This is a genomic window from Streptomyces megasporus, assembly GCF_000718985.1.
GTDB classification, from domain to species: domain Bacteria; phylum Actinomycetota; class Actinomycetes; order Streptomycetales; family Streptomycetaceae; genus Streptomyces; species Streptomyces megasporus.
This window is the reverse complement of the sequence record NZ_JODL01000015.1, coordinates 60,640-83,035: the sequence shown is the minus strand read 5'-3', so window position 1 is coordinate 83,035 and position 22,396 is coordinate 60,640. Positions and strand designations below refer to the sequence as shown.

Genomic DNA, 22,396 nt, shown 5'->3' with positions numbered 1-22,396 from the left:
GATCAGCTCCGCAGCACACGGCCCTGGGCGTCCGTGGCGCCGTCCTGGGTGAGCAGCATGATCCCGTCGATCAGCGACCAGATGCCACAGCCGCCACAGGTGAACAGTTGGCCGAGGGCCAGTCCGGTGTGGCCGGTGTAGAAGCGCCCCACGCCGAAGCCGCCCAGGAAGAGGGAGAGCACGCCCGCGACGACCTTGGACTTGTCGGAGTAGGGACGGCCGTAGGCGTCGTACCCGTACGGGGCGTTCGGGTCCCCGGTGTAGGCGCCCGGGGCTGCGGGCTGGCCGGGGTGACCGGGCTGCTGGGGATATCCGTACGCGGGCTGGCCGGGCTGCTGGGGGTATCCGTACGCGGGCTGACCCGGCTGGCCGGGCTGCTGCGCGTAGGGGTTGTCCTGCGGCTGCTGTGGCTGGCCGTACGGGTTCTGCTGGTAGGGGTCGGACATCGGAATTCCCCCGAGAGGTGCGTGGCTGGGACAGACAGATGCCCACATCTTGCCAGTCCCCACCGGGCGGCAGGAATGGTGGTTGTCGGGTTACCGTTCGAGTGGCGTTGTGGACTTTTCCCGTTTGACACGGGGGCGGGAGGTACCGTCACACTCCGCAGCGAGGGCGCGAACAGAACACCGTCCGACCGCACAGCCGACCACGGACCGGAACCAGGAAGCCACGGAACCGGAGAGAAGAGCGAGAAGAAGTTGTCCCCGACCAGCAAGACCACACACGGCGGGCGCCGACTCGTGATCGTCGAGTCGCCGGCCAAGGCCAAGACGATCAAGGGCTACCTCGGTCCTGGCTACGTGGTCGAGGCCAGCGTCGGGCACATCCGCGACCTGCCGAACGGGGCCGCCGAGGTCCCGGCCAAGTACAAGGGCGAGCCGTGGGCCCGGCTCGGCGTCAACGTCGACCACGATTTCGAGCCGCTGTACGTCGTCAACAGCGACAAGAAGGACCAGGTCAAGAAGCTCAAGCAGCTCCTGGCGGAGTCCGACGAGCTCTACCTGGCCACCGATGAGGACCGGGAGGGCGAGGCCATCGCCTGGCACCTGCAGGAGGTGCTCAAGCCCAAGGTCCCGGTCCGCCGGATGGTCTTCAACGAGATCACCAAGGACGCCATCCGCGCGGCCGTCTCCAACACCCGCGAGCTGAACCAGCGCCTGGTGGACGCCCAGGAGACCCGCCGCATCCTCGACCGGCTCTACGGCTACGAGGTCTCGCCGGTGCTGTGGAAGAAGGTGATGCCGCGGCTCTCGGCGGGCCGTGTGCAGTCCGTCGCCACCCGGCTGGTCGTCGAGCGCGAACGCGAGCGCATCGCGTTCCGGCCCGCCGAGTACTGGGACCTGACCGGCACCTTCGCCGCCGGCCGGGGAGCCGGCGGCGCCGCCGACCCGTCCTCCTTCGCCGCCCGGCTGACCGCGGTGGACGGTCGCCGCGTCGCGCAGGGCCGCGACTTCGGCCCCGACGGTCGGCTCAAGGACGGCGGCAAAGGACAGGTCCTCCACCTGGACGAGGTCGCCGCCCGCGCGCTGGCCGCCGCCCTGGAGGACACCGACTTCGCCGTCCGCTCGGTGGAGTCCAAGCCGTACCGCCGATCGCCCTACGCCCCGTTCCGTACGACCACCCTCCAGCAGGAGGCGAGCCGCAAGCTCGGCTTCAGCGCGAAGGTGACCATGCAGGTGGCCCAGAAGCTGTACGAGAACGGCTTCATCACCTACATGCGGACCGACTCCACCACCCTCTCCGACACGGCGGTCGCCGCCGCCCGGGCCCAGGTCGCCCAGCTCTACGGCGCCGACTACCTGCCCGACCGCCCCCGCACCTACGCGAGCAAGGTCAAGAACGCGCAGGAGGCGCACGAGGCGATCCGTCCCTCCGGAGACCGCTTCCGCACCCCCGCCGAGACGGGACTGACCGGCGACCAGTTCAAGCTGTACGAGCTGATCTGGAAGCGGACGGTGGCCTCCCAGATGAAGGACGCCACCGGCAAGTCCGTCACCGTGAAGGTCGGGGGCCGCAGCGCGGACGGCCGGGACGTGGAGTTCAGCGCCTCCGGCAAGATCATCGACTTCCACGGCTTCCTCAAGGCGTACGTCGAGTCCGTCGACGACCCCGGCGCCGACCTCGACGACCGCGAGCGCCGGCTGCCGCAGGTCGCCGAGGGCGACCCGCTGACGGCCACCGAGCTGTCGGTGGACGGCCACGCCACCAAGCCCCCGGCCCGTTACACCGAGGCCACGCTGGTCAAAGAGCTGGAGGAGCGCGAGATCGGGCGCCCCTCGACGTACGCGTCGATCATCAGCACCATCCTCGACCGCGGCTACGTCTTCAAGAAGGGCACCGCGCTCGTCCCCTCCTTCCTCTCCTTCGCCGTCGTCGGCCTGCTGGAGAAGCACTTCGGCCGGCTGGTCGACTACGACTTCACCGCGAAGATGGAGGACGACCTCGACCGCATCGCCGCCGGTGAGGCCGAGGCCGTGCCGTGGCTGCGCCGCTTCTACTTCGGCACCGACGAGCCGGGCGCCGGCGACGCCGCCGCGGCCGACGCCGGGAACGGCGACGGCGACCACCTCGGCGGTCTGAAGGACCTGGTCTCCGACCTCGGCGCGATCGACGCCCGCGGCGTCTCCTCCTTCCCTGTCGGCGACGGCGTCGTGCTGCGCGTCGGTCGCTACGGTCCGTACGTCGAGGAGGTGGGCCCCGACGGGGAGTCCGGCCGCCGCGCCGACGTGCCCGCCGACCTGCCGCCGGACGAGCTGACGGTGGAGTACGCCAAGGAGCTGCTGGCCAAGCCCAGCGGCGAGGTCGAACTGGGCACCGACCCGGAGACCGGCCGCACCATCGTCGCCAAGGCGGGCCGCTACGGCCCGTACGTCACCGAGGTGCTGCCCGAGGGCACGCCGAAGACGGGGAAGAACGCGGTCAAGCCGCGCACGGCCTCCCTGTTCAAGTCGATGTCCCTGGACACCGTCACCCTCGACGACGCCCTGCGGCTGCTCTCCCTGCCGCGCGTGGTCGGCACCGACCCCGAGAGCGGGCAGGAGATCACCGCGCAGAACGGCCGCTACGGCCCCTACCTGAAGAAGGGCACCGACTCGCGGTCGCTGCAGAGCGAGGACCAGATCTTCACGATCACCCTCGACGAGGCGCTGGCCGTCTACGCCCAGCCCAAGCAGCGCGGTCGGGCCGCCGCCAAGCCGCCGCTGAAGGAGCTGGGCACCGACCCGGTCAGCGGACGCCCGGTGGTGGTGAAGGACGGACGGTTCGGTCCGTACGTCACCGACGGGGAGACCAACGCGACGCTGCGCCGCGACGACGACGTGGAGACGATCACGCCGGAGCGCGGATACGAACTCCTCGCGGAGAAGCGCGCCAAGGGCCCGGCGAAGAAGACGGCCAAGAAGACGGCCGCGAAGAAGACCACCGCGAAGAAGGCCACCACCAAGAAGGCGGCGGCCAAGACCACGGCCAAGAAGACCGCGGCGAAGGCCACGACGAGGAAGGCGGCGGCCGAGAAGACCGAGGAGTGAACCGAGGGGTGAGCCGTCGGGAGGACGGCACGCCGGGAGGCGAACGCGGCGGATCGTTCCACACGGACCGGGCGACATCGCTCGCGTGTTCGGAGTGGTCCGTCGCTCCGGTGTTTCCGCCCGCTAGGCTGGCGGAATGACGCGTGCAGAGCAGCCACCGGTCGTGCCCCCCACCTCCGACGCCCTGGCCGCGGACTCCCGCGAGCGCGCCGTACGGGCCCTGCTGAGGCATGCCCCCCTGCGGCGGTTGTGGGGCGGGCAACTCGCCGCCGGCGTCGGCGACGCACTCGCCCTGCTCGTCCTGATCCTCCTCGCGCTCCAGGCGGCCATCGTGGTGCCCGCCATGGGAGGCGACCCCGTCCTGGGCGGCGGCTACCGCGGGGTGGCCCTCTCCGTCGCCGCCGTCCTCGGCGTCCGACTGCTGGCCACACTGCTGTTCGGCGCCGTCCTGCTGGGCCCGCTCTCCTCGCTCACCGCCGACTCCTCCGGCGCGCTCGACCGCCGCTGGACCATGATCGGCGCGGACGGCGTGCGGCTGGCGCTGATGGTCGTCGCGCCGCTGTGGATCGACTGGACCCCGGACCAGGCGTTCGCGTTCCTGCTGGTCACCGTCTTCCTCCTCGGCGTCGCCGAGCGCTTCCGGGCCGTGGCCAAGGACAGCACCGCCCCCACCCTCCTGCCCGCGCCGCCGCCCGAGGGCGCCGCCGTGCGCCCCCTGCCGGACCACCACGACGCGCTGCGCCGCCTGTGGCTGCGGACGGGCTTCGTCGCCGTCCCGCTGGCCGCCGCGACGCTGGTCGCGGTCACGCTGGTGAGCAACCTGCTGGGCGCGGGCGTCGCGTGGTTCACCACCCACCAGGCGGCTCTGGCGTCGTACGCCTCCGCGGGCCTGTTCGCCGCGGCGATCTGCCTGCAGTACTTCCTGCGCCTCCCCGGTGGCGCCACCCCGCGTCCCCGCTCCCCGCTGGAGGGCCTGCGCCGGCCCCGGATCGGCACGGTCGAGAAGGGCGACAAGGGCGCGCGCAAGGCGGTGGACAAGGGCCGCACCGGCGCCGCGCCGCTGCTCGTCCTCACCTGCGGCTGCGTCGCCGCCGCCATCGCCGCCGCCGCGGCGCTCGCCGCGCTGCACGCCGCCGACCTCGGTGGCGGGCCGGTCCTCTTCGGCCTGTTCGTCCTCGCGCTGACCGGCGGCACCGGCGTCGGCATCCGGCGGGCATCGCGCGTCCTGCCCGCCCTGTCCCGGCGTCGGATGCTCGCCCTGGCCACGGCGCTGACCGGCCTGGCGCTGCTCGCGGCCGGGCTGACCCCCGACACCACGACCGTCCTGCTGCTGCTCCTGCTCGCGGGCCTGGCCGCCGGGGTCGCCGCGAACACCGGCCACACCCTGCTGGACGAGGAGACCGAGGAGTCCCGCCGCGCCCGGACGACCGACCACCTGAACGCGGTCGTCCGGGTCGGCATCGCGCTCGCCGCCATCGTCGCGCCCGTGCTGGCCGCCCTCATCGGGCCGCACCGGGTCGTCAACGGCGACTTCGTCTTCGACCACGGCGGCGCCGCCTTCACGCTGATGCTCGTCGGCGCGCTGCTGCTGCCGGTGGCCGCCCTGGTCCTGGTCCGCCTCGACGACCGGCAGGGCGTGCCGCTGCGGCGCGACCTGCGCGACGCGCTCGGCGGCGGCGCCGAACCGCGCCCCGCCCCTGCGCCGAACGGTTTCTTCATCGCCCTGGAGGGCGGGGACGGCGCCGGCAAGTCCACGCAGGTGGAGGCGCTGGCCGAGTGGATCCGCGCCAAGGGACACGAGGTCGTGGTCACCCGCGAGCCGGGCGCCACCCCGATCGGCAAGCGCCTGCGCTCGATCCTGCTCGACGTCTCCTCGGCCGGACTGTCGCACCGCGCCGAGGCCCTGCTCTACGCCGCCGACCGCGCCGAGCACGTCGAGTCGGTGGTGCGGCCCGCCCTGGAGCGCGGCGCGGTCGTCATCTCCGACCGCTACGTCGACTCCTCCGTCGCCTACCAGGGCGCCGGACGCGACCTGTCGCCCACGGAGGTCGCCCGCATCTCCCGCTGGGCCACCGAGGGACTCGTCCCGCACCTGACCGTGCTGCTGGACATCTCGCCCGAGACCGCCCGCGAGCGGTTCACCGAGGCACCCGACCGGCTGGAGTCGGAGTCCACCGAGTTCCACCAGCGGGTCCGCGCCGGCTTCCTCGCCCTGGCCGCCGCCGACCCCACCCGCTACCTGGTGGTGGACGCCGGTCTGGAACCCGAGGCGATCACCACCGTCGTGCGCCACCGGCTCGACCGGATGCTGCCGCTCTCCGAGGCCGAGATCGCCGCCCGCGAGGAGGCCCGCAAGCGCGCCGAGGAGGAGGCCCGTCGCCGCGCGGAGGAAGAGGCCGCCCGCAAGGCCGAGGAGGAGCGCCTGGAACGCGAGCGCCAGGAGCGACTGGCCCGCCTCCGCGCCGAGGAGGAGGAGCGCCGCCGACGCGAGGAAGAGGAGGCCCGTCGGCGCGAGGAACTGCGTCAGGCCGAGGAGGCTCGTCTCCGTGCCGAGGAGGCCCGCCGCCTGGCGGCGGAGGAGCGCGCCCGGCGGGAGGCCGAGGAGCGTGCCCGGCGCGAGGAGGAGGAACGCAGGCGCCGTCTCGCCGAGGAGGAGGCCCGGCTGCGGGCCGAGGCCGAGGAGCGTCGCCTGGAGAAGCAGCGCAGGGCCGAGGAGGCGCTGCTCCGTGCCGAGGAGGCCCGCCGGGCCGCCGAGGAGGAGCAGCGGCGCAGGCTCTCGCTCCGCAAGGACGACCGCCCCGGCGACCGGCCCGACACCCGGCCCGACGACCGACCGGAGCAGCGGCACTCGCTCCGCAAGGACGAGACGCCCGCCGACCCCGACGCCGAGGAGACGGCCGTCCTGCCGCAGATCCCGCAGCCGGACGCGGAGGACACGATCACGCTGCCGCAGGCCCAGCCGCCCGTCCCGCCGTCCGGCCCGGACGCCGAGGAGACGGCCGTCCTGCCGCAGGTCCGGCCCGACGCTCCCGCCCAGGGCGACCCCCGGACGCCGTGGCCGTACCACCCGGCGGAGCCCGGCGCCGGCGGGAACGTGCCGGAGGGGGAGGAGCGCACGCGGGAACTGCCGCAGGTCGACGAGCGGGGCCGCCCCCGACGCCGCCCCGAGTGGGCGGAGGAGACGCCGATGGACGACCTGCCCACCCTCGCCGACGAACTGCTCGGCCCCCGCCAGGAATGGGTCGGGGACGAGAACTCCGACGAGGACGAGGGACACCGCCGGGGCGGTCGGGGCTGAGCGCCGGATCCCGCGCCGCGGCCGGTGGCTGCCGGCGGTTGTCGTTGGCTGTCCGCGGTTGTCGGTGTCGTACGGAACAATGAACGACGCCGACGCGACACGGGAAGGAGGGCGGTGGAGCCATGGCCGTATGGGACGACCTGGTCGGGCAGGACAGGGTCGTGGAGCAGCTCGTCGCCGCCGCCCGTGACGCGGACGCCTACGTCACGGCCGCCGCGTCCGGCGTCGAACCCGAGCTGTCCGGCTCGGCGATGACCCACGCCTGGCTGTTCACCGGCCCGCCCGGTTCCGGCCTGTCGACCGCCGCCCGTGCCTTCGCCGCCGCCCTGCAGTGCGTCAGCCCCGACCGCGCGCTGGGCGGCGCGCCCGGCTGCGGCTTCTGCGACGGCTGCCACACCGCCCTGATCGGCACGCACGCCGACGTCGAGATCGTCCGCACCGACCGGCTCAGCCTCGGCGCCGACGTCACCCGTGAACTGGTGCGCCGCACCCAACTCTCCCCGTCCGGGGGGCGCTGGCAGGTGGTGGTCCTGGAAGAGGCCGGCCGGCTGACGGAGAGCGCGGCGAACGTCCTCCTCAAGACCGTCGAGGAGCCCGCGCCCCGCACGGTGTGGCTGCTGTGCGCGCCCTCCGTCGAGGACGTCCTGCCGACGATCCGCTCCCGCTGCCGTCACCTGGTCCTGCGCACCCCGCCGGTGGACGCCGTCGCCGACATGCTGATCCGGCGCGACGGCATCGAACCGGACGTGGCCGCCACCGCCGCCCGCGCCACCCAGGGCCACATCGACCGGGCCCGCCGGCTGGCCACCGACGAGCGGGCCCGCGCCCGCCGGGCCGCCGTCCTGCGCATCCCCACCCGCATCGAACAGATCGGGGACGCCCTGCGGGCCGCGCAGGAACTGATCGACGCGGCGAACGAGGACGCCAAGGAATCCGTCGAGGAGGTCGACGCCAAGGAGACGGAGGAGATGCGCGCCGCGCTCGGCGCCTCCGAGGGCGGCCGACTGCCACGCGGCACGGCCGGCGTGATGAAAGAACTGGAGGACCGCCAGAAGAGTCGAGCCACCCGCGCCAAGCGCGACTCCCTCGACCTCGCCCTGGTGGACCTCACGGCCTTTTACCGCGATGTGCTGGCCCGGCAGTTCGGCTCGCCGGTCGCCATCGCCAACGAGGACGTCCGGGACGCGGTGGAGCGGATCGCCACCACCACCCGTCCGGAACAGACGCTGCGCCGCGTGGAGGCCGTGTTGGAGTGCCGTCGCGCCATCGAGCGGAACGTGGCGCCGCTGCTCGCCGTGGAGGCGATGACGGTGGCGCTCCGCGCGGGCTGACGCGGCCGGCGGCGCCACTGACGCGCGGGCCTCTCCCTTCGCGTGACTGACGCGCGGGCTTCCCCTTCCGGCGGCGGCTCACGCCCGTTCGGCCCTGGCCCGTATACGCTCCGGGGCATGGACACCAGGCGTCTGCTCCGTACCGGTGGCGTCGCGCTCGCGGCGACCGCGCTGTTGCTGTCGGGATGCTCCGATTCCGGCGCTCCCGACCCCGAGCGCAGCCCCAGCGCCGCCGAGCCGTCCCCGCGGCTCTCGGACGACCGCGCGGCCCGGAACGCCACGTTGCTGGAGGCGCTGCCGGAGGAGATCCCGGCGAACCTCAAGCCGTACTACGAGCAGAAGCTGACCTGGAAGGACTGCGGTGTCCCCGGCTTCCAGTGCGGCAAGCTCAGAGTGCCGCTGGACTACGACAGTCCGAACCGGGATGAGGACCTCCACCTGGCGGTCACCCGGAAGAAGGCATCCGGGCCGGGCAAGCGCCTGGGTTCCCTGCACGTCAACCCCGGCGGTCCCGGCGGCTCCGCCGTCGACTACGTCCAGCTCGCGGCGGGCATCGGCTACCCGGCCCCGGTGCGTGCCCGGTACGACATCGTCGGCATGGACCCGCGCGGCGTGGCGCGCAGCGAGCCCATCGAGTGCCTGAGCGACAAGGAGATGGACGCCTACACCCTGACCGACGTCACCCCGGACGACCAAGGCGAGATCGAGAAGCTGACCGCCGCCTACGAGAAGTTCGCCAAGGGGTGCGAGAAGCAGGCGGGCAAGCTGCTCGGCCACGTCTCGACCGTGGAGGCCGCCCGCGACATGGACGTCCTGCGGGAGGTGCTCGGCGACGACAGGCTCACCTACGTCGGCGCCTCGTACGGCACCTACCTCGGCGCCACCTACGCCGGGCTCTTCCCGTCCCGCGTCGGCCGGCTCGTCCTGGACGGCGCGATGGACCCCTCGCTCTCCTCCGAGCAGCTCAACCGCGACCAGACGGCGGGCTTTGACACCGCCTTCACCGCCTTCGCCGAGGACTGCGTGAAGCAGCGGGACTGCCCACTGGGCACCAAGAGCGTCAAGGACGCCGAGCGGCGGCTGGGCGCCTTCCTGGAGCGCCTGGACGCCCGGCCGTTGGAGACGGGCGAGTCGCGCAGGCTGACCGAGTCGCTGGGCACCGTCGGCGTGCTGAACGCCATGTACACGGAGTACTACTGGCCGAAGCTGCGCACGGCGCTCGCCTCCGCCATGAAGGACGGCGACGGCGCGGAGCTGCTCTCGCTGGCCGACGACTACTACGAGCGGGACGCGGACGGCTCCTACGGCAACATCATGTACGCCAACGCGTCCGTGAACTGCATCGACCTCCCCGCCCCCTTCGAGAGCCCGGCCGAGGCGAAGAGGGCCGTCGCGGAGTTCCGGAAGCACTCCCCGGTCTTCGGCCGCAACTTCGCCTGGTCCGCCCTGAACTGCACCTACTGGCAGCACGAGCCCACCGGCGAGCCCCGCCGCATCGAGGCGAAGGGCGCGGCGCCCATCCTGGTCGTCGGCACCACCCGCGACCCGGCCACCCCCTACAAGTGGGCCGAGGGACTGGCCGGCCAGCTCTCCTCGGCGACCCTCCTGACGTACGACGGCGACGGCCACACGGCATACGTGCGCGGCAGCGACTGCGTCGACTCGGCGATCAACGACTACCTGATCCGCGGCACGGTGCCGAAGGACGGGACGAAGTGCTCCTGACCCGGGCCCGGACCCGAATCCGGTACGGAGCACTCCCGCACACTGTGTAGACTTAACCGCGCTGCGGCCCCGCCGCACGCACTGCCGCCTTAGCTCAGTCGGCCAGAGCGACGCACTCGTAATGCGTAGGTCGAGGGTTCGATTCCCTCAGGCGGCTCACCCTGGAAGGGCCCAGGTCACCCCGGTGACCTGGGCCCTTCTCCGTTACCCGATCCTGTGGCGACGGAGCCGGGCGTGGGCCTGCGTGGTCGTGCTGGTCTCGGTCCTGGTCTCGGTCTGCGGCCAGAGAGCGTCACCCATGCGCCGTACGGCCTCCTGTGTGAGCGGGGTCGTGGCGTGCACGGTTGGAGGACCGGAACCCTGCCACCCGCCGTCAGGTCTGGAGGGCCGGCGGCCGGACGGATGCCGGCAAAGGAACGGCAAGTTGTCGAATCCTGTGGCTCCGGCAGCGGAAATCGCTTCTACTTGTCCTGGCGGCCTGCGGGACGTCGCCGCCGTCAGTCGCCAACCCTCACCGGAGCGCGGGTGTCGGCGATCGGAACGGCCACTGGACCGGCACGACTCCGTCGGGCTGTCCCAGCGCGGCCGCAAGGCATCCGAGGGGGGATGGGCGTGCGAGCAGGGGTATGTGCCGCCGCTGAATGCAGTGGGCCGACGTTTCCCGGCTACGACTACTGCTACCACTGTCACCGGGCCAACCAGCATGCGCGGGAACTCGCGATCGCACAGGCAGAGCGGGAGAAGCGCCGAGAGTTGGCCAAACAGCAGCGCAAGGAGCGGAAGGCCGCGGAGCGCACGGACCAGTCGGCACGCACCACGTCCCAACGGAGCGGCCCCAGGCGGCGGAGCGCGCCCGTGGAGAAGAAACCTGGGACGAGCCGACCTCGCGCGGCGAAGCACCCGCGGAAGACGCCGTCGAAGTTCTGGATCTGTGGACACTGTGGCGTTGTCATGGACAACGCCAAGGCGCGTTGCGTCTCCTGCGGGAGATGGGCCGTACCCTCGGCCGCGTCCACGCGTCAAGGCGATCGCGGAAGGACCCCGCAGGGACAGGGCCCTGTGAAGGAAAGCTCCCGGCGTGTGGCCAAGCCGAGGTCGCCGGTCGGGACCAGACCGCTCCAGAGCACACCGAAACCCGCGATCGTCAAGGCACCGCCGACGCCGAGAGTCCGAGCTCTCAAGCCGCCGCCGGCGAAGCTGCCCGAGCGCTCTCCCGGTTGGTGGGAGACGAACGACAGGTGGTGACGTCGGAACCAGCCCCGGGACGGCTCCACGGGAGGTCGTGACAGACCTCCACCGGCTCTGGTCTCGTGTCCGACCTCGGTCGGAGGGTCCGACAGGGCTTTGTGGTGATGCCGGTGCGGCGCGAGCCGGTGGGGTCAGCCCTTGACGACGCCGAGCGGCACCAGACGGACGACCACGTGGGCGAGGCCGGCGCCCTCGGTGGCGGCGGCGACCGCGTCGACGTCCTTGTACGCCTCGGGCGTCTCCTCGGCGAGACCGCGCCAGGAGGAGGGGCGGACGGCGATGCCCCTGGACTCCAGGGCGTCGCGGAGGGCCTCCCCGCGGACCTCGCGCAGGGCCTGGTGACGGCTCCACACCCGCCCCGCGCCGTGGCAGGCGGAGTGGAACGCGTCGTTCCCCTTCTCGCCGACCAACACGTACGAGGCGGTGCCCATGGTGCCGGGGACCAGGACCGGCTGCCCGGCCTCGGAGATCTCCTCCGGCAGGTCGGGGTCGCCGGGCGGCAGGGCCAGGGTGGCGCCCTTGCGGTGGACGCAGAGCCGGCGCGACGCGCCGTCCACCCGGTGGGTCTCGATCTTCGCCATGTTGTGGGAGACGTCGTAGACCAGGTCCACCCCCACGCCCGCCGTCGTGGCGAACGCGCGGCGTACGGCCTCGGTGAGCAACTGCCGGTTGGCGCGGGCGTAGTTGGCGGCGGCGGCCATCGCGCCCAGGTAGGCCCGCCCTTCGGGGGAGTCGACCGGGGCGCAGGCCAGTTGCCGGTCCGGGAGGGAGATGCCGTACCGGCCCAGCGAGCGGTCCATGGTGCGGACGTGGTCGGTGCACACCTGGTGGCCCAGGCCCCGCGAGCCGCAGTGGATCATCACGCACACCCCGCCGGGGCGGAGGCCGAAGGCGGACGCGGCCTTCTCGTCGTACACCCGGTCCACGGCCTGCACCTCCAGGAAGTGGTTGCCCGAGCCCAGGCTGCCCACCTGTTGGAGTCCACGCTCCACGGCCCGCGCCCCCACCTGGGACGGGTCGGCCTCCTCCAGCGCCCCCTCGTCCTCGCAGAAGGTCAGGTCGCGCGGTACGCCGTGGCCGTGTTCGACGGCGTATCCGGCACCGCCCACCAGCAGTTTCTCCATCTCCGCGCGTCCGGAGAGCCGCCACAGGCCACCGCGTCCCATGCCGCGCGGGATGGTGTCGCCGAGGACGTCCATCAGTGCCCGCAGGTGGGGTTCGAGTCCGTCGCGGTCGATGTCGGCGGCGAGCAGCCGGACGCCGCAGGAGATGTCGAAGCCCACCCCGCCGGGCGAGACCACGCCGCCTGTGTCGATGTCCGTCGCGGCCACCCCGCCGATGGGGAAGCCGTACCCCCAGTGCACGTCGGGCATGGCGTAGGACGCGCGGACGACGCCGGGCAGGGTCGCCACGTTCGCCACCTGCTCCAGCGCCTCGCCGCTCGCCGCCTGTGGCAGCAGCTCGGACGTCGCGAACACGACACCGGGCACGCGCATCGGGCCCCGCGGCTCGATGCGGAACCGGAACGGGGTCTCCTCCACCAGGGAGATGTCCACGGCTTCCCTCCGGGTGTTCCGCGGGTGGTTCCGTTCAGCCGGCCGGCACCGGGACCCGCTCGTGCAGGGCGCGGACGTCCTGCGGCAGTTGGTCGAGCGCCCTGTCGAGCTGGCCGGGCGAGACGTGCTCGCGCACGACGGCGGTGACCGCCGGGACGATCCGGGGAACGTCCTCGACGGCGACCTTCGCCTCCTGCGCGAAGCGGTTCACGTACGTCTCGCGGTCGTACTTGACCGGGACGCTGCTGGGCACCCAGCCGTCGTAGTAGACGCCGCGCAGCAACTCGGGCAACTGGGCCGCGAAATGTGCCGCGACGTCGACGGTGAGCCGGTCGCGGAAGGTGTGCAGCCAGGCGCGCAGGGCCCGGCGGGCGAGGTGGCGATCCTCGGTTCCCAGAGCCTTCGTCACCGCCTTCAACCAGATGTTCGCCGTGTGGATGACGTGCTCGAACTCGGCCGTGTGCGTGGCGGACATGGGTCTTTCCCCTCGTGCGCGGGGTCGTGGGACGTGGAGCGGCCGGCGCGCCCGAAGCGCGTCCCGTGTGGCTGTGCTGCCCTCTTTTGGATGTGATGCGGGTGGAACGCGGAGAAACAAAGGCTTTGTCCCGCTCCGCTGTCCAGGGTATTGCGGACGGGGGCGGCCGGCAGCCGGAGCCGTCCTTCCGTCCTCGGACGCCCCTCGGGCACCTCTCGGACGTTCCTCAGACGTCGAGCGTCACGGAGCACGTCCAGCCGTCCGGGCCGTCGGCGAGGCGCAGTCCGTGGAGCGTGACCGCCTTCGGCGCCGCCCCCGTCACCGGGAGCGTGTCGGCGTCGGCCATGTGGAGTTCGGTCCGCAGTCCGCCGGGGACGGGTTCCAGCTCGACGCCGACCGGGACCTCGCCGTCGGCGTCGAGCCGGTACACGACCTCGTCCAGCAGGGCCACCAGCAGGTCCTCGTCGGCGTCCGCCCGCACCTCGACGTCTCGCCGGCGGACGGCGACCGCGTCCGTCAGGTCCAGGAAGGACTCGCAGGCGCCGCGCACCGCATGCGCCAGGCACTCCTCACGGGTCGGGGCCCACGCCTCCACCCGTACGTCGGCGGTGTGCGGGACGCCGCGGTGTCCGCCGCGCGGCGCCGCGCGCTCCGGTCGCGTCATGGTCCGGTTCCTCTCGTGCCGCGGCCCGTGCCTCCATCGTCGCCCCGCCGAACCGTTTCCGCCGCGCGGCGGGCGTCGCCCGGTACGAGATCACGACGATCGATCCGGGCCGCGTCCATCCGGCCCTGGCGGACGTCCTGGGGGTGGACGCGAGCCGGGTGCGGGGGTGACGGTCGTCGCGCGCGGGGAAGCGGAAGCCGTTCCTCCGGGACGCTCAGGAAGATCCCGGAGCGGGTCGGCGCGTGGATTTCTGTCGAATTTCTGTCGAACATGTTTCGGCCATATGGCCGGGGGTAACGCATTCACAGCCAATGGGAGCGCTCCCAGGTGAAAGCCGCACACCCTCGAACAGTAAGGTGGAACCCCCCATGAATTGTCATGATCATGCCTTAGCGCCCCGGTGGGTGCTCCGTGCCCTCGCCGTGTTGGCCGCCGTCGTGGTCGGGCTGGTGCCCTGGACCGACACCGCGTCCGCCCACGGGTCCGTCATCGACCCCGCCTCCCGCAACTACGGCTGCTGGCAGCGCTGGGGGAGCGACTTCCAGAACCCGACCATGCGGCAGCAGGACCCCATGTGCTGGCAGGCGTGGCAGGACGACACCAACGCCATGTGGAACTGGAACGGCCTGTACCGGGAGAACGTCGGAGGCAACCACCGGGCGTTCATCCCGGACGGACAACTGTGCAGCGCGGGCCACACCGAGAACGGTCGCTACAAGTCGATGGACGTCCCCGGCCCGTGGCGGAAGACGAACGTCGGCACCGACTTCACCGTGCACCTGCACGACCAGGCCCGGCACGGAGCGGACTACCTCCGGATCTACGTCACCAAGCAGGGCTTCGACCCCACCACCCAGCGGTTGGGCTGGGGCGACCTGGAGTTGATCGAGGAGACCGGCCGCTACGCCCCGACCTCGGACATCCGGGTCGGCGTCAGCGCTCCCGGTCGCAGGGGACACCACGTCGTGTACACGATCTGGAAGGCCTCGCACGCGGACCAGGTGTACTACATCTGCAGTGACGTGAACTTCTCCTGAACCACCGGACCCGGCGGCCCGCGTCAGTGGCCGCCGGGCTTGCGGTAGACCAGCAGGTACCTCCAGAAGAGAAGCCTGCGCAGGGTCGATCCGGGCAGCAGGGCGGCGGCCTCCCGCCGGATCTCCGTCAGCGGTGTTCCGGGACGCCTCACCGGCGCCCGGACGGAGGCGAGGCCGTCGCGGACGTCGTCGCGGGCGCCTCGGGCGTCGCCGCGGCCGGGGCGGAGCCGCTCCCGAGCGCCGACCGCGAGCCTGGCCGCCGCGTTGACGGGGACGGCGGCCAGGCTCCAGGCCCGGTCGGTCTTCGAGACCTCCGGGTAGCAGCCCAGGACGACCAGGACGCCGCCGGGGGCCAGCGCGTCACGGAGCCCGGCGACCGTGTCGAACGGCACGTGGTGGAGGCTCGCCAGGCAGGAGACGTAGTCGTAGTGCTCCCGAGGCAGGTCGGTCCGGGTGACGTCCGCCTGCCGGAAGCGCGGTGTGGGCCGGCCGGTCCCCGGGGGCGGCGACAGGGAGCGGGCGGCCTCGATCACCTCCGCCGAGGCGTCGATCGCGTCGACCTCGACACCCCGTTCCGCGAGACGGAGGGCGAAGCGCCCGGTGCCGCAGCCGACGTCCAGGGCGGTGCGGCAGTCGGAGGGCAGCAGGCGCAGCAGCAACCGGTGGTAGTGGTCGTTGTGGTCGAACGGCATGAGGTCGAGTGTGCCGTCGGGTGCGCCAGGGAAGTGGCACATTTCTTTTACGAGTAAAACATAGGTTAATGTTTTACGAGTGAAGTATCCCGAGGCAGTCCTGGAAACACCGACCGAGAAGACCGGGAGAGAAACCCCGCTCACCGGGCGCATACGCCCCTTGCCCGTCCGCGGCATCGCGCGGATCGGCAAGGGCAGCGACATCTGGCACAAGCCGGCGTTCAGCGCGGCCACCGCCCTGGTGATCCCGCAACTGGTGCTGCTCGTCATCGGCCGCCTCGACCTGGCCCTCTACACCTCCGCCGGCTCGATGTGCGCGCTGTACGCCCACAGCCTCCCGTACGCCGCCAGGGCGCGGACGCTGGTCTGGGTGATCGTCGGCATGCTCGCGGGCTTCGGCGTGGCGCTGACCACCGCTTCCCTGACCGACTCGGGACCGGTGCTGGTGCTGGGCGCCGCGCTGGTCGCCGCCGCGCACAAGATGCTCTGCGACGCGACCCGCATCGGACCGCCCGGCAACCTGATCTTCACCTTCATCGCCGCCAGTGGCTTCTTCCTCCCTCAGCGGCTGTCGGACGTCCCCTTCCACATGGCCCTGGCGCTGGCGGGCGCCGCGGTGGCGTGGCTGGTCTGCATGGCGCCGGGTCTGGTGCGACCCCACGGACCGGAGCGCATCGCCACCGCGCGGGCCCGAGGGGCGGCCGCCGCCGCGGTCAACGCGGCGTGGCACACGCTCTTCCTGGTCAGCGGGGGCTCCACGGCCTCGGCCGTCTCCCGCGCCGGCCTCGAACGTCTCCTGGTGCGCGCCGAGGCGGCGCCGGCGCGCGGCTCGACGGGGCCGGCGGCCGAGGCGGAGGCCGGACGCCTGGCCGTCTGGGCCCACGACCTGCGCACGAACCGGCCGCTGCCCCGGGTGGCGCTCACCGCCGAGCAGAGCGACGAACTGGCCGGCATCGCCGTCGAACGGGCCGCCCACCGGCCGCGGGGCGTGCGGGCCGTGCTGCGCCGGCTGCGTCCCGGCTCCCCGCTGCTGCCGATCGGGCTGCGCGTGACCATCGGATGTTCCCTGGCGGGGTGGGCGTCGCTGGGCTTGGGCGTCGGCCACCCGTACTGGGCGGTGGTGATGGCGGCGTCCGTCTTCCAGGCGAACACCGTCCTGTCCTGGCAGCGCGCCGCACAGCGCGTCCTCGGCAGTTTCCCCGGGGTGCTGGTCTTCGCCCTGGTGCTGCCGCTGGCCCGCACCGGGGACCTCGCCCTGATCCTGCTGATCTTCCTGGCGCAGATCGGGGCCGAGGCCCTCATCCCCCGGAACTACTGGATCGGCACCATCTGCGTCACGACCCTGGCGCTGCTGCTGACCGAGTTCGGGGAGAAGGCCCCGGCCGGCGAGCTGATCGGCGACCGGCTGATCGACAGCCTGCTGGGCGCGGTCCTGGGCGTGCTGGTCTGCCTGGTGGTGGCCAATCGCCCCACCGGCGGACGGGTCGAGAGGGCCCTGCGGCAGGTGGAGCGGCTGCGCGCGGAGGCCCTCCGTCCGGTCGCCGCCGCCCCCGAGGCGCGGCGGGAGGCGGAGCGGGTCGTGGGACGGCTCACCGCCGCCCTGGTGGAGTTGCGCGACGCGGCGGAGACCGCCTCCGGCGAGTGGTGGCTGCGCGCCCTGCCCCAGGAGCGGGTCGCGACCGCCGAGCGGGAGGGCCACCGGGCGCTCGCCGACCTCCGGCGCCGACTGGACGCCCCTCGCGTGCCGGAGCCGACCGACCGGCAGAATTGACCGCGGACCCGGACGGGAGGAGCACCACGTGGCGGCGGAGGACGGCAGGGACGCCGGGAGCGCCAGGGACATCGTCGCGCGCGTCCTGTCGCAGTGGCAGCAGGTCCGCCCCGAACTCGACACGGCCCCCATGGCGGTGATCGGCCGGCTCAACCGCTGCGTCGCCCTGCTCCAGCAGGCGGAGGAGGCGCCGCTGGTCCGGGAGGGGCTGGCGCGTCCGGAGTTCGACATCCTCACCACGCTGCGGCGGGAGGACCGGGCGATGACCCCCGGACAGATCGCCCGCGAGACGTTCGCCTCGGGCGCGGCGGTCACCAAGCGGCTGCGTCTGCTGGAGGAACGGGGGCTCGTGGGGCGCCGCACCAGCGCCCGTGACCGCCGCGTCTCCGAGGTCTCGCTGTCCGACGAGGGACGCGAGCTCATCGATCGACTGCTGCCCGACCAGCTCGCGTACGAGTCCGAGCTGCTGTCCGGCCTCACCGACGGGCAGCGGGCCGAGCTCTCCGCGATCCTGGCGGAGCTCCTGGTGCTGCTGGAGGGGCGGCTCGGCGGGCTGCGGAGCTGAGACGCCCCGCCCCCGTCTTGTCCGCCCCGCGCGCCCGGCCTCCGGCTCGTCGGGCCGGTCCGCGAGGCGGTGGGCCCGGCGCGGGGGAACCGAGGGCGGCTCGGGAGGGGTCCCGCTCTGTGTACCCCGACACCCGACCACGATTGTCACCATGACCCTCCCTGACACCTTCAGCGACGAACTGCTCAAGCAGGCCCGCCCCAACCTCGCCTGGACCATCGAACAGATCGACCTGTTCGACCGGCTCGTGCCGCGCGGCCCGACCCGGTTCGACTTGGAGGTCCCCATGGTGGGACGGTCCGGCGTGGCCCTGTCCGGGCAGCTCGTGGCCAGCCACGCCGCCGACGGCACCTGGCTGTGGGCCTGGGCCAACAACGGCATAGCCGACACCCCGGGGACGGCGGCGGCCCTGGAACTGCGCGCGATCGGCGAACGGCAGGGGATACCCGAGCTCACCACCCCCCTGCTCGACCTCAGCGGATTCCCCGACGCCCGGTCGGCCGCCGACCACCTGCTGCTGATCTGCGTGGGACTGCTCGACGGGCGCGGCGCCGCGGTGACGGCCGTCAACGAGCGGGGCTGGGCCTTCCTCGTCGTCGACGACCCCACCGTGCCGCGGGCCGAGCCGCGCCCCGAGCGGCTGGCCCACGCGCTGCGGTACGGCTCCGCGCTGTTGCCCGGCGCGGGGCCGAAGGCGGTGCAGGGCTGGTTCGCCCGGCACGACGTCGAGCCCGAGTACGGTCCGGGCACCGTGGCGGGCACGCTGCCCGACGGCGACCGGGTCACGGTGTGGCTGGGCGACGGCGGCGCGGTCGTGAACGTGGAGGTCAGCGGGCCGGACGGGGGCGTCCCGCTGTCCGCTTCGGCTCCCGAGCAGCGGTTGATCGACCCCCGGCCCGACCCGCGGTCCCTCCACCGGCTGTTCCCGGCGGAGCTGCTGCCGGTCGTGACGCGCGAGATCGCCTTCTCGCTGCGCGACACGCGGGGGATGGTCGAGTACGCCGGCGAGTACCTGGCCTTCGACGGCCGGGCGCCGTGGTGGGACGCGGAGGCGGGCCTGCTGATGTTCCCCGGCGGCGCCCTGGCGTGCCGCCCGTTGGGCCGGTACAGCCCGGAGGAGCTCTGGTTCGAGTGGGCTCCGGGCACCGAGGACGTCCGCGAGGCGCTGCGTCGGGCGGCCGGACTGCCGGACGGCGTGGACCTGCCGGAGCTGGCCGACCGGCTGGACCTGCGCCCGTACGCGGCTCCCGAGTCCGTCGCCGTGGCCCTCGCCCGGACCGGCGCTCGCGTCTCGGGGCGGGTCTTCACCTCGGTCGGCGACCGGTTCCTGGCCGTCGAGGACCCGCGGCTGCCCGCCCCGGCCGTCAACCCCGAGGTGGCCGCCGAGGAGGTCCGGGCGGGCGCGAGCTGGCTGAGGGGCCTCACCCCGCCGGAGGACCGTCCCCGGGTGATGCGCGAGGCGGCCGTCGCCTACTTCGAGCGGGCGGGCATGCAGGTGTGGCACCACGGCGAGCCGGACTTCCTCAGCGGCGTGACGGGCCTGTACGAGGTGCGGGTGTTCTTCGCCCCGGACGGCACCGTCACGGACACCTCGTGGGGGATGGCGGCGGCGCCGCGACCGTGACCGCGCGCCGGCCCTCGGTCGGGTCCGGCCGAGGGTCGGCGTCGGAAGCGTCGGAAGCGCCGGAAGAGCCAGGAGCGGTCAGGAGCGGCCGGGGACGCGCAGGACGAGAACGGCGATGTCGTCGTGGCCGTCGCTGGTGTGGTTGTCGGCCAGGACCCGGCACAACTCGTCGGGCGGCAGATTGGCGTGGGCGGCGGCGATCAGGGCGAGTTCGTCCATGCACGCGTCGATGGGGCGGCCGGGGTGCTCGACCAGCCCGTCGGTGAAGAGGACCACGGTGGCCTGCTCCGGCAGGGGACGGGTGTGGTCGGGCCGGGGCTGCGCGGGATCGATGCCGAGGGGGAGGCCGGGGTCGGCGTGCAGGTACTCTGCCCGGCGGTCGGGGTGGATCAGCAGGGGCGGCAGGTGCCCGGCGCTGCTCCAGCGCAGCGTCCAGCCGTCGTCCCCCGGCTCGATGCGGACCAGGCAGACGGTGGCCACGGGGTTCTCGGTGATCGCGTGCAGAGTGCGGTCGAGTTGGGTGAGGACCAGGCTGGGCGGGGTGCGCCGGTCGTAGAGGAGCGCGCGGAGCATGTTGCGGGTCTGGGCCATGGTGGCCGCAGCCCGCAGATCGTGTCCGACGACGTCTCCGATGACGGCCGCGCAGGCGTCGTCGGGCAGCAGGATGACGTCGTACCAGTCGCCGCCGAGCTGTTCGGGGGCGGCGGCGGGCCGGTAGACGGCGGCGCCGGTGAACGGACGCAGGTCGGGCAGTCGGGGCAGCAGCATGCGCTGGAAGTTCTCGGCCCCGGAGCGCACCTGCTCGAACAGCCGGGCGTTCTCGATGGCCACCCCCGCGGCGCCGGCCAGGGCGACGACGATGTTCTCGTCCGTGACGTCGAAGGGGCGGCCGTCGCGCTTGTCCGACAGGTACAGGTCCCCGTAGATCTCGCCCCGCACGCTGATCGCGACGCCGAGCAGGGTGCGCATCGGCGGGTGGCCGGGCGGGAAGCCGACGGAGTGCGGGTGGGAGGAGATGTTCTCCACCCGGATGGGCTCGGGGTTGTGGATCAGGTGCCCGAGCAGGCCGTGGCCGCGGGGGAGTTCGACGCCCGCCAGGGCGGCCTCCTCGTCCTCGCTGAGTCCCACGGGGATGAACCGCGCCAGTTCCCTCTTCTCCTCGTCCAGGACGCCCAGGGCCCCGTAACGGGCGTCGACCAGTTCCATCGCGGCGGTGACGATGCGGCGCAGCACCACGGGCAGTTCCAGCTCCCGGCTGATGGACATGACGGCGCTCAACAGGCTCTGCAACCGCTCCTGGGCGCGCGTCAGGTCCCGGAGCTGCTCGCCGATCCGCTCCATCTCGGCGTCGGGGCGGGGGCCGAGGCGGGCGTCGGGCAGGTGCCAGTCCTGCCTCGGTGGTTCCTGGCTCTGGCCCATGAGGTCTCCTCGTCCCTGCCTGCCGGGCGTCCTGCGGCGCGGTGCGCCGGAGGGTCGAGTGGACCGGTTCCTCGCTCGGGGGCGCTTATACCCGTCCGCTGTTCCCGGAGTCGGGAGGAGGGCGGGGAGGAGCCGGGATGAGGCCGGGGAAGGGCGGGGGTGCGGACCGGTCGCGCCCGGCGTGGGCTGGGTAGGATGCGGCCGTAAAGGTTACCGGCCGGTAGGTTCTCGTCCGCGGTGAGCGGACGGTCCCGTCCTCTGCCCGAAGGAGCTGCCCATGCCCACGCTGGAGCGCCAGGACGACGTCTTCGTCCTCGACCTCGGAGACAACGAGAACCGCTTCCACCCGGACTGGATCGCCTCGGTCGACGCCGCGCTGGACGAGGTGGAGAAGGCGGAGGGCGCACGCGCGCTGGTCACGACGGCGACCGGCAAGTTCTACTCCAACGGTCTCGACCTCGACTGGCTCTTCGCCCACGCCGACCAGGCCCAGAGCTACGCCGCGAGCGTCCACGAGCTGCTGGCCCGGACGCTGACCCTGCCCGTGATCACCGTGGCCGCCCTCCAGGGCCACACCTTCGCGGCCGGCGCGATGTTCTCCCTGGCCCACGACTTCCGCGTGATGCGCGAGGACCGCGGCTTCTGGTGTCTGCCCGAGGCCGACATCCACATCCCCTTCACGCCGGGCATGTCCGCCCTCATCCAGGCCCGTCTGACCCCGCAGACGGCCCACGAGGCGATGACCAGCGCCCGCCGCTACGGCGGTGGGGACGCCCTCGCCGCCGGCATCGTCGACCGCGCGGTGCCCGAGGACGCCGTCCGGGAGACCGCCCTGGAGATCGCCCGCTCCCTGACGGGCAAGGCGAGCACCACCCTCGGCACGATCAAGAGCCGGATGTACGGGCCGGCCGTCGAGGCGCTGCGCGACAAGGACATCCCGCTCTCCTTCGGCGGCTGAGCCGCCGCGGTCCGTCGGTCGCCGAGGGTCCGTCAGGGCCCCTCGGCGCCGCGTGCGCCGCGCGCCGCCCCTCGGCGGCTCAGTGGGCGCCCTCCAGGTTGAGCACCACGACACCCGCGACCACCAGGGCCACGCCGAGGACCTTCACCGCGGTGAGCGGCTCGTTCAGGAACAGGGCGCCGATCAGGACGATCAGGGTCGTGCCCAGACCGGACCACATGGCGTATCCGACACCGACGTTCATGCCCCGGGCGATCGCCGTGGCCAGGGCCAGGAAGGCCGCCCCGTAGGAGGCCAGGCACGCCACCGTCGGCCACAGGCGTGTGAAGCCCTCGGTGGCCTTGAGCAGGCTGGTGCCCACCACCTCCGCCACGATCGCCAGGACCAGGAACACGTACGGCATGGGACCGTCCTCGCTCGGATGTGTACGTATGTACCAGTGCGGAGCGTACAGGGGGTTTCTCCCCCGGGCATCGGGCCGTTTCCGCGACGGGCGCCGGGTGAGG

General features: G+C 73.0%; 16 protein-coding genes and 1 tRNA gene. 10 read left to right on the top strand and 7 right to left on the bottom strand.

Annotated features, from left to right (window positions below; all coding sequences use genetic code 11):
* Nucleotides 1-2: 2 nt before the first annotated feature.
* Nucleotides 3-446 (bottom strand): TM2 domain-containing protein, encoded by a 444-nt coding sequence (locus IF47_RS0114665; protein WP_031509213.1) that lies wholly within the window; start codon nt 444-446, stop codon nt 3-5.
* A 252-nt stretch (nt 447-698) separates the two neighbouring features.
* Here IF47_RS0114665 and topA point away from each other — a divergent pair, with 252 nt between their 5' ends.
* The 5 genes from topA (at nt 699) to IF47_RS0114640 (ending at nt 10,038) form a co-directional block, all read left to right on the top strand.
* Nucleotides 699-3,527 carry a type I DNA topoisomerase gene (gene topA, locus IF47_RS0114660; RefSeq protein WP_031509212.1) on the top strand — a complete coding sequence of 943 codons (2,829 nt, stop codon included), beginning with the start codon at nt 699-701 and terminating at the stop codon, nt 3,525-3,527.
* A gap of 136 nt (nt 3,528-3,663) precedes the next feature.
* Nucleotides 3,664-6,825 (top strand): dTMP kinase, encoded by a 3,162-nt coding sequence (gene tmk, locus IF47_RS0114655; protein ID WP_031509211.1) that lies wholly within the window; start codon nt 3,664-3,666, stop codon nt 6,823-6,825.
* 122 nt (nt 6,826-6,947) lie between these two features.
* Nucleotides 6,948-8,156 carry a DNA polymerase III subunit delta' gene (locus IF47_RS0114650; protein ID WP_031509210.1) on the top strand — a complete coding sequence of 403 codons (1,209 nt, stop codon included), beginning with the start codon at nt 6,948-6,950 and terminating at the stop codon, nt 8,154-8,156.
* Between the two features lie 117 nt (nt 8,157-8,273).
* Nucleotides 8,274-9,881 (top strand): alpha/beta hydrolase, encoded by a 1,608-nt coding sequence (locus IF47_RS0114645; RefSeq protein WP_031509209.1) that lies wholly within the window; start codon nt 8,274-8,276, stop codon nt 9,879-9,881.
* A gap of 83 nt (nt 9,882-9,964) precedes the next feature.
* Nucleotides 9,965-10,038, top strand: a tRNA-Thr gene (locus IF47_RS0114640).
* A 1,222-nt stretch (nt 10,039-11,260) separates the two neighbouring features.
* Here IF47_RS0114640 and IF47_RS0114630 read toward each other — a convergent pair.
* From IF47_RS0114630 to IF47_RS0114620, 3 genes are all read right to left on the bottom strand, one after another.
* The gene (locus tag IF47_RS0114630; protein ID WP_342667271.1) at nt 11,261-12,685 is read right to left on the bottom strand and encodes an RtcB family protein; all 1,425 of its coding nucleotides are present in this window, start codon (nt 12,683-12,685) and stop codon (nt 11,261-11,263) included.
* A gap of 34 nt (nt 12,686-12,719) precedes the next feature.
* Nucleotides 12,720-13,160, bottom strand: coding sequence for a DUF2267 domain-containing protein (locus IF47_RS0114625; protein ID WP_031509207.1), 441 nt, complete (start codon nt 13,158-13,160; stop codon nt 12,720-12,722).
* Nucleotides 13,161-13,386: 226 nt separating this feature from the next.
* On the bottom strand, nt 13,387-13,824 hold the full coding sequence (locus IF47_RS0114620; protein WP_031509206.1) for an archease: 438 nt from the start codon (nt 13,822-13,824) through the stop codon (nt 13,387-13,389).
* A gap of 368 nt (nt 13,825-14,192) precedes the next feature.
* Between IF47_RS0114620 and IF47_RS0114615 the strand changes: the two genes are divergently transcribed.
* Nucleotides 14,193-14,861 carry a lytic polysaccharide monooxygenase auxiliary activity family 9 protein gene (locus IF47_RS0114615; protein WP_031509205.1) on the top strand — a complete coding sequence of 223 codons (669 nt, stop codon included), beginning with the start codon at nt 14,193-14,195 and terminating at the stop codon, nt 14,859-14,861.
* A gap of 23 nt (nt 14,862-14,884) precedes the next feature.
* On the opposite strand, the gene IF47_RS0114610 is transcribed toward IF47_RS0114615, so the two are convergent.
* On the bottom strand, nt 14,885-15,553 hold the full coding sequence (locus tag IF47_RS0114610) for a class I SAM-dependent methyltransferase (RefSeq protein ID WP_031509204.1): 669 nt from the start codon (nt 15,551-15,553) through the stop codon (nt 14,885-14,887).
* 79 nt (nt 15,554-15,632) lie between these two features.
* Here IF47_RS0114610 and IF47_RS0114605 point away from each other — a divergent pair, with 79 nt between their 5' ends.
* The 3 genes from IF47_RS0114605 to IF47_RS28750 all read left to right on the top strand — a co-directional run bounded on the left by IF47_RS0114605 (nt 15,633) and on the right by IF47_RS28750 (nt 19,513).
* Entirely contained in the window at nt 15,633-17,324 is a 1,692-nt protein-coding gene (locus IF47_RS0114605) for an FUSC family protein (protein ID WP_051717677.1), read from the top strand.
* Nucleotides 17,325-17,352: 28 nt separating this feature from the next.
* The gene (locus tag IF47_RS0114600) at nt 17,353-17,889 is read left to right on the top strand and encodes a MarR family winged helix-turn-helix transcriptional regulator (protein WP_051717675.1); all 537 of its coding nucleotides are present in this window, start codon (nt 17,353-17,355) and stop codon (nt 17,887-17,889) included.
* Nucleotides 17,890-18,040: 151 nt separating this feature from the next.
* Nucleotides 18,041-19,513 carry a DUF6882 domain-containing protein gene (locus tag IF47_RS28750; RefSeq protein ID WP_051717674.1) on the top strand — a complete coding sequence of 491 codons (1,473 nt, stop codon included), beginning with the start codon at nt 18,041-18,043 and terminating at the stop codon, nt 19,511-19,513.
* Nucleotides 19,514-19,591: 78 nt separating this feature from the next.
* Here the strand turns inward: IF47_RS28750 and IF47_RS0114590 are convergent, their stop codons facing one another.
* Nucleotides 19,592-20,932, bottom strand: coding sequence for a PP2C family protein-serine/threonine phosphatase (locus IF47_RS0114590; protein ID WP_078591825.1), 1,341 nt, complete (start codon nt 20,930-20,932; stop codon nt 19,592-19,594).
* 277 nt (nt 20,933-21,209) lie between these two features.
* Between IF47_RS0114590 and IF47_RS0114585 the strand changes: the two genes are divergently transcribed.
* The gene (locus tag IF47_RS0114585; RefSeq protein WP_031509199.1) at nt 21,210-21,890 is read left to right on the top strand and encodes an enoyl-CoA hydratase-related protein; all 681 of its coding nucleotides are present in this window, start codon (nt 21,210-21,212) and stop codon (nt 21,888-21,890) included.
* Nucleotides 21,891-21,969: 79 nt separating this feature from the next.
* Here the strand turns inward: IF47_RS0114585 and IF47_RS0114580 are convergent, their stop codons facing one another.
* A complete protein-coding gene (locus IF47_RS0114580; RefSeq protein WP_031509198.1) occupies nt 21,970-22,293 on the bottom strand; it encodes a DMT family transporter in 324 nt (107 codons plus the stop codon).
* Between the last annotated feature and the right edge of the window lie 103 nt (nt 22,294-22,396).